Origin of the sequence: Neorhodopirellula pilleata (assembly GCF_007859915.1) — a bacterium.
Lineage (GTDB): Bacteria > Planctomycetota > Planctomycetia > Pirellulales > Pirellulaceae > Rhodopirellula > Rhodopirellula pilleata.
In genome coordinates, this window is sequence record NZ_SJPM01000005.1 from 190,141 (window position 1) to 203,884 (window position 13,744).

2 protein-coding genes (1 of these 2 cut by a window edge) are annotated in these 13,744 nt (G+C 55.9%); both read left to right on the top strand.

Annotated features, from left to right (window positions below):
• Nucleotides 1-11,342, top strand: partial view of a LamG-like jellyroll fold domain-containing protein gene (locus tag Pla100_RS13635; RefSeq protein WP_146578263.1) — the final stretch only. The gene continues 19,282 nt to the left of window position 1, outside the view; only the last 11,342 of its 30,624 coding nucleotides appear in the window; the start codon falls outside the window, past its left edge; the stop codon is at nucleotides 11,340-11,342.
• Nucleotides 11,339-13,309, top strand: a complete 1,971-nt coding sequence (locus Pla100_RS13640; protein WP_146578264.1) for a hypothetical protein — start codon at nucleotides 11,339-11,341, stop codon at nucleotides 13,307-13,309. The genes Pla100_RS13635 and Pla100_RS13640 overlap by 4 nt, the downstream gene beginning before the upstream one ends.
• Nucleotides 13,310-13,744 lie beyond the last annotated feature (435 nt).

Consider the following 13,744-nt stretch of genomic DNA (forward strand, 5'->3'; position numbering starts at 1 on the left):
CTCCTACCGCAGGAGACAGCTTCACCTCCAACGTTTTCGATTTGTCCGGCTATGATTCCGCCACGTTGCGCTACGCTTATCAGCAAACCGGAGGTGGTGAAACGCCTGACCCGGGTGAGGATTTGATTGTCGAGTACCGGCGCAGTCGTACCGGCGATTGGCAAGAGGCTCAACGGCACCTTGGCTCCCGGACGACCGAGACGGAGTTCACCCCAGACAGTTTTGCGATCCCGAGTGATGCGTTAACCGATGAGTTTCAGTTCCGATTTACTAACACCGGCACCAACAGTGCAACATCCAGTTTCGACGACTGGTTCGTCGATGACATTCGACTCTTGGCTCACCAGTCGATGCCAATGGCGCTCGCCAACGCCCTTGGTAATCCGGTCGTCACCGGTTTGAATGGACCGATCTCGAGCAGGCCAATCACCGCGAGCGACCTGTTCCAGCTAACGCATCTGGACATCAGCGGCTTTGACAACGTCCGCGACCTGTCGTTGTTGCGTCACACACCCAATTTGCAATCGTTGAGCGTTTCGGGAAATCCCATTGAGAATGACCAACTGATCCATCTCGCCGGTTTGAACGATCTGCGGCATCTCGATCTACGAGGAACCAATATCGATTCCTTGTCGACCATGGTTCGAGATACCGTCTTGAGCCTTACCAACTTGACGACTCTTTATCTACCGATCAGTGCATCCTACTCCGCTGCGGTGCTTGAAGATTCACCAGTCGCGTACTGGCGTTTGGACGAAACGTCCGGGACCACGGTCGTCAATAGTGGGTCTCTGGCGGGGATTGATGGCACGCTAAGTTCCCCTGCAGTTGCGGCCAAGAGCCTGTTACGAAGCGATCTCAACGGGGCAATGCAGTTCGATGGCACCAATGAAATCGAGATTCCCAACAACAGCGGCATCAACGATACCGGCACAGAGATTGTCGCAAGATCGTTTGAACTACTGTTTAAAGCTCAAGATGTTACAAACCGTCAGATGTTGTACGAACAGGGAGGCTCTACCAATGGGTTTAATATTTATCTCAACGGTGGTGAGCTGTATTTTGGGGCTTGGGACAGCAACGACGGGCAATGGATCACCACACCGGTTGAAAGTGATGCGACCTACCATATCACGGCAGTGTTCGACTATCCGACGTTAAGTCTCTATGTCGATGGCGAGTTGGCCGCATCGCAGTCCAGTATCTTCGGAAGCAACAGCGGGGTAAGCGGTCACAACGGTGACATCCATATTGGTGCCAGTGGCAACACTCGATTTCATGACGCACAGACAAGCGGTTCGTTTCCATTGACCAACGGCGTTTTGGATGAGGTGGCGTTGTACAACACGGCGCTATCTTTAGATCGCATCGCGGAACACTACAGCCGATCGATCGATCATTCATCAGTGAACCGTATCGTGCCCGAAGGTACGGACCTAACGATTGGCGGCAACACAACGACGTTGGTCGATGAGGGATACGCCTTGGTCGACTTGGGTGATGGGACATTGGTTCCCTACTTTGCGATCAACGAATCTCCTGAGTTAAGCGTTTCGTTCCCACAGGGCATCAGTGTCAACGAAGGTGATTCGATTTCGCTTGATCTACCTTCGAGTCCCGGATTGGTATCGGGGACCATCAATATCAACGACAACCAAGGCGGCGAAATTACCGTGACCGACGCGGGCGTGAACGATGCCTTGGTCACACAGGTCACCATCACCGATCCCGCAGGACAAACCACCAGCCTGATTCACAACGCGCTTGAATTTGATAATTCGGCGTTGGAGATTTCGAGTGCAGCCCTCGACGGGGCGACGAACCTAACAACGACGTTTTGGTTGAAGACAACCGCAGCAGGAACGCAAACCGTGTTGAGCGGTTCGAGCGAATTCGCTGCCGATGAATTCCTGGTTCAATTGGTTGACAAGACAACGCTTGAATTGACCTTGCAGGGAGAGACGGTCACGTGGAGCAATCTCGGAGATCCACTGCTGGGCATCGCGGATGGGAACTACCATCACATCGCGATCACCCGCAACTTGCAAGATGAAGTCGCCGAGTTGTTCATCGACGGCGAACTCATTGGCACACCACAACCCCTAAGCGTGACGGGCGGTGGTCTAGACATTGATAACTTATTCCTTGGAACACAGACCAACCTGGTCACCAACGGTAGCTTCGAATCACCAGTTATCGCCGGCTTGGTCCGTCCTGATCATTGGTTCGAAGAGAAGTCAGGTGCCACCATTGGTGCGTTTGCGCTCACTGCGAGCGTTGGGCAAACGCCAACTGATGGGGTGCAGTGGATCGAACTGATTAGTGACACCGATGATCCTGGAGCAATTTATCAACAGCTTGGCGATTTCAGGGCAAACACAGACGTCCGCATATCACTCGACGTGGGTGACCGTACGGATTGTTGTGGAAACAGCGATCTGCTTGTTGAGTTATGGGCAGGTGACGCCTCGACTGCCGCCACTGGAACGACGATCCAAACAGTCACCGGGGCGATGGCGGCGCTTGCATCGCGACAGATCGATCATCCAACTGGAGTCGAACATCATGAGTTTGTGCTCAACACAGGAACAACAGGAACTGGTTCGCTGTGGCTACGTTTGAGCCAAGTAGGTGCCGATGGTGAGATCACATCTCTAGGCTCAAACGATGTGATTCTGATCGATAACGTGATAGTCCTGACTGAGGATGTGCTCGAGGGATCGCTCGACGAATTAAGTGTTTGGAATCGTGCTCTCAGCGCAGACGAGATCAATGAGATTCGCGATGGCATCGTCGACACATCCGACAACAACCTTCGACTGCACCTACCGTTTGACGAAGGTGCCGGTGATGTGGCGGCCGATCGTGGACCCTTGGGGTTGGATGTTTCCTTTACCGCCTTGAGCGATGTACTGAACGAATCATTGGAAATCGAGCGATCACTCGATCCCCTGCCGGCCACCACGTTTGTCGATGATCAAGGCGACTTCATCGCCCTTGACAACGAAATTCTCAACGGTGCCGAAGACTTCAGTGTCGCGTTTACGCTGACCACGACCGCAACGACGCAGCAATCCATCCTGAGTGGCGCGAGAGGAAGTGGATCACCGGCCTCGAACGAAGTTTGGGTATACGCAAATAGCGGCACCGAGATCCAGGTCCGCGTGCAGAACATAGGCGTCAGTTGGACTGGACTCTCAGCTTTCGCGGATGGTCAACCGCACCGTTTCGCGATCACGCGAGATCAGAGTGATAACTCCGTTCGATTGTGGGTTGACGGAGTCGACCAAGGCTCCAAAACATTCTCAAGCCAGACCAACGCGTTGGTGATTCCGGTCGGTGGCCTCGGTGTCGGGCAAGACCAAGACAACATTGGCGGCGGATTTCAGGACCATCAGGATTTGATCGGTTTGCTTGACGGACTGACAATTTGGCGACGTTCTCTCTCGTCGTATGAGGCCGTACGGGTTACCGCCCCGTCCACTCTTCCGACTTGGACCGATGATGTTCCCACGACGCAACAGGCACTTTCGTTTAACAACAGCGAAGTGGAGTTGCCACATACCGTGCTTGATGGTGCCGGTGACCTGACCGCGTCGTTCTGGCTGCAGACGACCAAGACCGCGGGTCAGGCAATTATCAGTTCTGCGAATGCTTCGGCTGATAACGAATTCACGCTGTTGCTGGAGGGAACAACGTTTCGGTTGTTTCAACAGCAAGCAGGCGGGTTATCCGATGCCGATTGGACTATCCCAACGGTTACCGATGGAATCTATCACCACTTTGCTATCACGCGATCGTTATCCGGTAACGCGGAACTCTTTATCGACGGTGTCTCGCAGGGGGTCAAGCCAATCGGTACGACTACCGTACTGCAAGTTGATCCGGGTGGTCTGTTCATTGGGCAAGAACAGGATTCGCTGGGCGGCGGATTTTCGGCAGGACAATCTCTCAATGGCACACTTGATGGATTTGTTGTATGGGATCGCGTTCTGACCGCAAACGAAATCGGAGCTGCCAGTGTCGGCGTGATCAATACGAATGATGCAAACCTGAAAGTGTGGTTGGACTTCGATGGCAATTCCGTTTTGCCGACCGATCGCAGTAACAACCGATTCGATGCAATCACTAACACGGCGACGGCCACCAACGATGTGCCACCAGCGCTTAGAAAGACGTACACGTTTGACGATGATGGAACGTACACGCTGACGGTCACGGCACGTGACGATGATGGCGGGTTCGATCAGTCGGTCACCGAGATCGTCGTCGGCAACGTTGCACCGGTGATCAATGATTTGAATCCCGATAGTGGCAACACGCTGGCGATCGGACAACCGATTCGCTTGGACGCTCGCGATTTTGACGATCCAGGCGTGAACGACCGATTCTCTTATCGCTGGGATGTAACGACCAACAACGGTCAAGAAATCCTCTCCAGCGACGACATCGAATTCGACTTCACTCCACGCTACGCCGGCCAGTACACGGTCAACTTGACCGTGACTGACAACAACGGTGACTCGGGCACATTCGAACAGATCTTCACGATCAACCCATTGGCGACGATCTCGATTCCCGAGACCGATCCACCAGTGACACCAACGGTGGGACAAATCGCTCGCCTCTCTTCGGCCGATTCCAGCCTCCTCGCTCCCGCCGGACCACTACGAGGCACCGGCGAAACCGTCACACGCGACTACTTGTGGACCGTAACCGCGCCCAACGCGAGCACGCAGACGTTCACCACAACGGATCTGCAATTCGTCCCACTGCAATCGGGCAATTACAGCGTGACGTTGCGAATCACGGATAATTTTTCGACGGGAACCGCCATCCTGACACACATCAGTGATCCTTTCACACTGCCGGTCGCTGGGGAGTCTCCGATTTCGATCGTTGGTACGACCACCGGCGCCGAAGGTGATCTGCTGACATTCTCGATTGCTGGTTTACCGGAATTGAGCGACTCTGCCAGTCGGCAATTTACTTGGACGGTCAGTGGCGGAACTTATGAAGTGGTCCCCGTTGTAGACAACGAAACTTTCCAATTCCGCGCCACCAGCGATGCGACGTATTCCGTTGCCGTTTCCGTAGCGGACAGTTTCAGTCCCGTTGTCATTGACGCGCCAGAGATAACAACAGAGTCGTCCAACGCAGCCTTAGCGGTCTTTGCCGGTGACTTACTCTCCGGATTGATTCCTACGGTCACCGGCACTCAATTGTTGGCCAGAGAAGCACCAACAGCGAATCCTGGTTTGCTGTCTGACGATCTATTCGGGGCTGCAGGGATTACGAACGGCTACGCTGGTGCGTTGGAAATTGGTAATGGCACAATCTTGACGTACGATCTTGATCTGGCGGCCAGCCCAGATGGATACGACGTGAACACCATCCAGTCGTACACGGGTTGGCGAGACCCAGGTCGTGACGACCACAACTACACGGTCCGTTACTCAACCGTCGATGCACCGACGACATTTATCGATCTCCGTAGGGTCGACTTTAAGCCCACATCGAACAATCCATCCAGTGGCAGGGTCTCGATCGGTGGCGGCACTCTAGCGGCGAATGTGGCTCACGTTCAATTTCACTTCACTGGAGTCGAAATTACTTACGTTGGCTACCGCGAACTCGATGTGATCGGCGTTCCTTCGACGCGCTTCACTCGCGACGCGACGGTAAACGTGACCGTCGATAATGCAGCACCTACGGTCGTTGCCCATTCAGTTGCGGTAAATGAAGAGTTGAGTTGGGATTTCTTTGGAAGCCAAAGTCAACTTGACTGGCAGGTCCTCAATGGATTTGCGAGTTTCAACGTGCCACGCGGCTTTGGGGCCGGGCTTGCCAATGGCAGTTTTGGTATTGCCCATGTCCATCCCAACTTCCTATTGGCATCACCCAGTTTTCAATTTCAAAAAGCCGATAACGATACAACGCTATTGTCGGTGAGTTTTAGCGGCGGCGATGAAAATGGAACCGAAGGCTTGCAGACTTCGCCAACAACATCCTTGTATGGCAACCCCAGCGATGTCATCAATTTCAATGGTGGCTCTGCCAACATCGACGGGCACAAAGCCATTGCGTTTTACAATCTCGAGACGCAACAGTACGACGGTTTCGTGTGGAAAACGGACATCGGTGGAACCCCTACGATTTTCGACTTCACCAAATCTGACTTGGAGTCCCGTGGGATCGCAACTGAAAATGTCCAGTATCAAATGCACTTTTTCGATACCGATTCCGGCGGATGGGGCTGGACCGCTATCAACGAAGTCCATCTCAAAGTTGAAACGCTTATAGCCTTCGAAGGTTTGCCGGTCACTATGACGGCAGATGTTTTGGACGCAGACGTCAGCGACACGGACAACCACACCTACACGATCAATTGGGGTGACGGAACGACTGACTCGACCGGCAGCGTCAGTGGTGGTTCCTTATCGGCGACTCACACCTTCGCTCAAGATGGGACCTACACGGCGACGTTGACGGTCACCGACGCGAGTGATCCGGCTGTGTTCACTGTGGTCCCGGTTTCGATCGTGATCGGAAACGTCACACCGATCGGCACCGACGACGACTTGACTTCAGTTACCGCCCCGGTACTCGCGACCGCGTCTTCCGATCAAGCGTTTAGCGTCGCAACCAACGACTTGATTGCCGGTCAAACTGCGATCATCACGGGCGGCAGCTACAGTGCCTCGGGCGGGGCGTCTTCCGACCTTGGAGTCTTGACCGATGGCACCTTCGGCATTGCCCGATCGTCCGGTGTAGACGGTTACCCGGACACAGTGACGCTGGGAAACAACCTGCAACTGACCTACCCACTCGATACGATTGCCAGCCCTGGTGGCTACGACATCACCGAAATCGCGGCCTTTACGGGGTGGCGTGACGCGGGCAGGGACAACCACAACTACATCGTTCGGTACTCGACGATCGCCGATCCCGCAGTGTTCACTGAATTGACGACAGTGAACTTCGTGCCGGACGGGTCGGTGCCCTCAGGAGGAAGTGTTCATTTAAGCGGCGATGTTCTCGCGCTCAACGTCGCGGCCGTCCAATTTGAATTCTTCAATGTCGAGAACGGGTACGTCGGCTATCGAGAAATCGACGTTCAGGGGCGTCCGTCTTTCAACGAAGACTCGGTGATCACGATCGCGTCATCCACACTGCATGACAACGACACCGATCCGGGTGCCGACACGTTGACGATCCAGAGCGTCTCGGCGACCTCGCAACTTGGTGCCAAATTAAAACTCAATCCCGATGGAAGCGTCGAGTATGACCCGACATCCTCTCGTGCCTTGAGTCAGCTCGCACAAGGCAATTCCGACATTGACACGTTCAGCTATGTCGTTTCCGATGGCAACGGCGGCGAAGACGTTGCGACGGTCACCGTGTCCGTCGCCGGCGTCAACGACGCTCCTAATGCGATTCGGGACCTTTCGTTCATGACCGAGGACGGCGTGTCGGTCTCGTTGCCGAACCTGATCGCGAACGATTCGGATATCGATGGCAATGCCGAAATCACCGTCATTGGGATTCGCGAGTCCGCCGGCGCGTCCTTCACCACCGACGCGGCGACGAATGTGCCGACCAAGTACGGTTCATTGGACTGGGCCACCGACGGCAGCTTCACGTTCACCCTCAATGCCGAAGCTCAAAAGCTGACCGGCGGGCAGGTTGTCAACGAGATTTTCGTTTACCAGATCACCGATGGTTTGGCGACGGACACCTCACGTCTGACCATCACGATCACCGGCATCAATGATGCTCCGGTCGCCAATGCGGACACCGGCGCGGTGGATGCCGATGCGGTCTTGGTCGTGCCTGCGGGCAGTGGTGTCACACGCGACGACACCGACGCGGATGACTCGTTTGTCGTCACTGCCGTGAATGGATCGGCCGCCAATGTGGGCGTTCGCTTCACTCTGCCGTCGGGTGCGTTGTTGCGAGTGAAAACGGATGGTGAATACGAGTACGTTCCCAACGGGGCCTTTGACAGTCTGCCGCTGAATATCGAGGCGACGGATTCTTTCACGTATACGATCACGGATGACTTTGGTGACTCCAGTACCGCGACGGTGAGCTTGACGATCACGGGTAAGAATGAGGCTCCCGTCGCGGTGACGGCGTCGAGCGGTTCGTTCGTTGATTCGGTCGAGGCCATGACTTCGATCGCCTCGCTAACGACGATCGATCCCGACGGACAGGACTCGCACAGCTTCACGCTGGAAAACAATCCTGAAAGCCGATTCGCGTTGGCTGGCAACCAGTTGCAGATCGTTGATGTCACGGGACTCGAAGTGGGCGAAGTGTTCTACGTGCAGGTCAAGACGACCGACGCCAATGGACAAGAACTGATCCAGGTCATCCCCGTCACCGTGGCGCCGACGCCGATCAACGAAGACGTGGTCGTGAGTTTGTCGCAGATCAACAGCAACGACCTCTTGATTCGTCTCAATGGAACCAATTTGGAAGTCATCGACCGCGCCAACGGGGACGCGGTGATTCGCTCGCAAGCGATCTCGGGGACGGAGTCGATTCAAATCAACGGCACGGATGGTGTCGACGACACGGTCGTGATCGACTTTGCCAGTGGCGGGTTCTTTGAACTCGGCAGTGACATCGTCTTCAACGGCAGGACCGGCAACGATTCGCTGACCATCTTGGGCGATCGTGACAGCACCACGGCCGTTTGGACGGCCAGCGGAACGGTCGGATCCGGTTCGATTACCGCGACCGACGGAGCCGACTCCAGCACGATCGTGTTCACCGGGATTGAACCGGTCGTGATCGATGAACTGCAGAGTCTGCGATTGGACGGCCACGTCAACTTCGGTGCCAACACGATCACACTGGATGTGAACTCACCGATCAACATGGGAACTCGCACGTCGCTTGGTGGCGGGACGATCAACTCGACCAGCCCGCTATCGATTGGTGCCGACGAGACGCTCGACGGGTTCGGTCTGATCAATGCCCGAATCGCCGGTCAAGCCGGTTCGACGATCACGGCGACGGGCAACTTGTCTTTGGGCGATGCGTCCAATCCGGCAGGCTTTGTGACCGGTGGAACGCTGAACATCGGCAGTCACACGGTCGCGTTGCTCGACAGCAATCAAGTCCAATTGGGTACACTAACCACTTTGGATGAAGGCACCATCGTCGCCGCCAACGGCGTCTTGATTGACGCGGGGGACAACGTCTCGGGGATCGGTACGATTGATTCTCCTGATAGCGTCTTTCAGGCGGTATTCAACAACGGAGCCATGTCGGGTGTGTTCTTCGGTCAAGAGTTGGAATTGACCGGATACGTCAAAGGCATCGGCTCGTTCGACTTTGTCTTCGTCTCCGGCACGTTCGCCCCTGGACTCAGTCCCAGCATCAGCAACATCGGCAACGTCCGATTAAATGACGTTGAAATCGAGATCGGTGGCACCTCGCCGGGATTCACCAACGACAGCCACGATCAAATCAACTCCAGTGGTTCGGTACTGTTGGAAGGCGAGTTGATCATCTTACCGTTCAACAATTTTGAAGCTTCGATCGGCGATACCTTCACGATTTTGACTGTTCAAAATTCGATCGTCGGGACGTTCACCAATGCCCCCGAAGGTGCCGTACTTCCCTTCGGCGACGTGGATCTGCGGGTCAACTACATCGGCAAATCCGTCATTCTGACTGCTGTGGAACGAGCCGCTTCGGCACCCAACGTTACCGCAGTGAATCTGGCCGCCAGTGCTTGGCCGAGCTTCGTCGCCTCCCACGTGGATTCTGTCAATTCGCGTGGATTTGACGTCACGGCCGCTACCGTCGATTCCCCCGCGTTTTCATCCGAAGTCCTCGATACCTTGCATATCCAGTTCGCCGATGGCGATGGAGCGTCCCTGCAGCAAAGCAATTTCGGGTTGGCGGGTGTCAACACGACGGATTACTCGGGAAGAATTAGCTCGTTCACTTACGACGCTGCCAATCAACTCGTCACCCTGGGACTGAGTCAACCGCTCGGCCGGGACCGTTACCAGCTAACCATCACCGGCGGATACACGCTGAACTTCAGCGTCTTGCCGGGCGACCTCGACGGCAACGGTATCATCAACGAAGCCGAACTGTCGATTTACGACGCGGCTTACTTCAGCGAACCGGGAGACGCCAACTACAACATCCGCGCCGACGTCAACGGTGACGGCTTGGTCACGATCGGCGACCTGCAAGCCTTCAGCGACAACTTCGCGTTGAGCTTGCCTAGCGGAGTGGCCGGCTCGAATGCACTGATCGTCAACAGCCTTTCGTTGGTGACTGCGGGTTCTCAACAAACGTTATCCATCAACGGCGTGGAATTGGAATCGCAACCGCTCGGACAAGCGATCACGGTGAGCGGCTCCTCGCTCAACGACACGATCTCGCTGTCCGATTCATCCGAGTTGAATGTCTCGGTCGACGGCAAGGGAGGAATCGACCGTCTGATTCCACCAAGCGAAGGACAAACGATCGACTTGGTCAGCCGTCTTGCAAACGGACCCCTTCAATCGGTCGAGATTATCGACCTATCCGGCTTTGGAGCCAACGACTTGATCGTCAATGCCGAGGTGATTCGAACGATGTCACCAGGTTCCAAGACATTGATGGTGACGGCTGAACCGAACGACCGAGTGCTCGTGACGGATCCGTTTGAGATCACCAGCACTCGGGTCGGCAACGGAACCTTGCACGTGATCGCAAGATTCGAAGACACGATCTTGCAAATCACGGGGATGAATTGGACCAACCCGTTGAACCCGTACGACGTCGACGCGTCTGGAAATGTCTCGGCCCTTGATGCGTTGAAGATTATCAATCGGCTCAACGACAACGAAGACATCGCCGGCGAAGAAGTGACGTTGGTCGATCCGGCGTTGTTGGCTGTGTTCGGTCTGGAGTTCTACGACACGTCGGGTGACGGGAACTTGACGGCATTGGATGCATTGCGGGTGATCAATGAACTCAACCGGATCGCCCCCGGCGGCGAAGAGTCGTTGATCGCCGAGTCCGAACCGATTGGCGTCCTCACTAATCGTACCCCGACTATTAGTGCCTCCGCGATCAATGTGATCGCTGATACGGCGTTGATGATCGTGGACACGCCAGCGGAACCGATGTTGTTTGCAGCGACGCGTGACGTGACGGAGGCGGATTTGTGGTCCGAACCGATGTTGAAGACCGGTGGTGCGATCACCGCGAGCGAGAGCGAGGCGTTGGATTGGGTGGAGTTACCAGACTCTGAACCGAACGAATCGCAAGCATCGATGGTGGACGAAGCGCTCGCGGATTGGTTCCTCGACGGAGAGTTGTCATGAATGATTTCGCCCCCGTAGGCTGGGTGAAGGCGCTTCGCCGCACACCCGGCATGCTGTTTCAATCGGCGCGTACTCGTTGGAATTGCCGGGTCTCCGCCGAAGCGGCTGCGACCCAGCCTACGCTGGCTGCGTGGGTTGTTAGCTTCGCTGCGATCTTGATGGCTTGGATGTTGGCCGGTTCTCCCGTAGGCTGGGTGAAGGCGCTTCGCCGCACACCCGGCAGGCTGTTTCAATCGGCGCGTACTCGTTGGAATTGCCGGGTCTCCGCCGAAGCGGCTGCGACCCAGCCTACGTTGGGTGCGTGCGTTGTTAGCTTCGCCACAACCTTGATGGTGTGGATGTTGGCTTGTTCTCCCGTAGGCTGGGTGAAGGCGCTTCGCCGCACACCCGGCAGGCTGTTTCAATCATCGCGTACTCGTTGGAATTGCCGGGTCTCCGCCGAAGCGGCTGCGACCCAGCCTACGTTGGGTGCGTGCGTTGTTAGCTTCGCAGCGGTCTTGATGGCGTGGATGCTGGCTTGTTCTCCCGTAGGCTGGGTGAAGGCGCTTCGCCGCACACCCGGCATGCTGTTTCAATCGGCGCGTTCTCATTGGAATTGCCGGGTCTCCGCCGAAGCGGCTGCGACCCAGCCTACGTTGGCTGCGTGCGTTGTTAGCTTCGCTGCGATTTTGATGGTGTGGATGCCGGCCGGTTCTCCCGTAGGCTGGGTGAAGGCGCTTCGCCGCACACCCGGCAAGCTGTTTCAATCGGCGCGTTCACGTTGGAATTGCCGGGTCTCCGCCGAAGCGGCTGCGACCCAGCCTACGTTGGCTGCGTGCGTTGTTAGCTTTGCTACGATCTTGATGGCTTGGATGCTGGCCGGTTCTCCCGTAGGCTGGGTGAAGGCGCTTCGCCGCACACCCGGCAGGCCTTTCCAATCATCGCGTTCACGTTCGAATTGCCGGGTCTCCGCCGAAGCGGCTGCGACCCAGCCTACGCTGGCTGCGTGGGTTGTTAGCTTCGCTGCGATTTTGATGGCGTGGATGTTGGCCGGTTCTCCCGTAGGCTGGGTGAAGGCGCTTCGCCGCACACCCGGCAGGCTGTTTCAATCGGCGCGTTCTCGTTGGAATTGCCGGGTCTCCGCCGAAGCGGCTGCGACCCAGCCTACGTTGGGTGCGTGTGTTGTTAGCTTCGCTGCGATTTTGATGGTGTGGATGTTGGCTTGTTCTCCCGTAGGCTGGGTGAAGGCGCTTCGCCGCACACCCGGCAGGCTGTTTCAATCGGCGCGTTCTCGTTGGAATTGCCGGGTCTCCGCCGAAGCGGCTGCGACCCAGCCTACGTTGGCTGCGTGCGTTGTTAGCTTCGCTACGATCTTGATGGCTTGGATGCCGGCCGGTTCTGCGGACGCGGCGTTCGTGATTCAATTCGATCCCAGCCAAACGACCGTACAAAGTAACGGCAGCGACCAAGTCTTCACGATTGATGTTTTAGTGACGCACGATGGTTTGGCAGGCCCGTCGGTGTTTTCCGGATTCACGTTTCGATTAAACGATCCCGGCACAGATTTAAGCTATTCCAACGCCGGAGAAGCGGATTTCGCGTTCACCCAAGCTCCGATAATCGATCTGTCCCACAACACCAATCTGTACTCACTCGGAGCGGCATCAAACAATACCGAGTACACCGTCATAAGCGGTCAAACCAAACGCTTGATGTCGGTTGATTTCCTGTTAAAAGGTTCGGTAGATAGCGGCACATTTGCGTTGGATTTAACCTTGGTCGATGCCAAACGCGGCACGGCCAACACGGGCGGAATGGTGGACATCTCTTCGTTCACCACCGTGATGGACGGCTTGTTCACGGTCAACAACGCCATCGCGGTACCGGAGCCCGGCACGCTCGGGGTTTTGGTGATCTTTGGGGTTGCCATGATGGGGTCTCGGCGCAAGCGGCTGGTGAATTACTCGGCACCAAAACCCGACGCGTGAGTTTTGAGCTTGCACTTTCTTCGTAACCCGCTGCGTAAGCGAGGGATCATTGATATTGACTCATCCCTCGCTTACGCAGCGGGTTACGATTCAATCAACAGCCCGTTAGCGGCGGTTTCCATGGCCGTTAACCGGGGCTAACGGCCTTCGGCAAATCGTAGCATTGCTGAATCCGACTAAACCAAGATTCCGTCCCACGGCGGGTCGATCGGCAATGGCCCGGCTTGGTCCGTAAGCCAATTACTGCACAGTATTTACGCGTGCGCCTGCCATATTTTGAGGGCCAAATCGATGCCGAAATCTCTCATGAAATTGAGAAACGTGTAACACCTCGAGACTTACCTCCACTAGGGTTACCACCCTAGCGAAGGATTCGCAAATGCCGCCCACGGATGTCGGCGAACAATGCATCCCCCTTCGACCTCAAGTCTCATT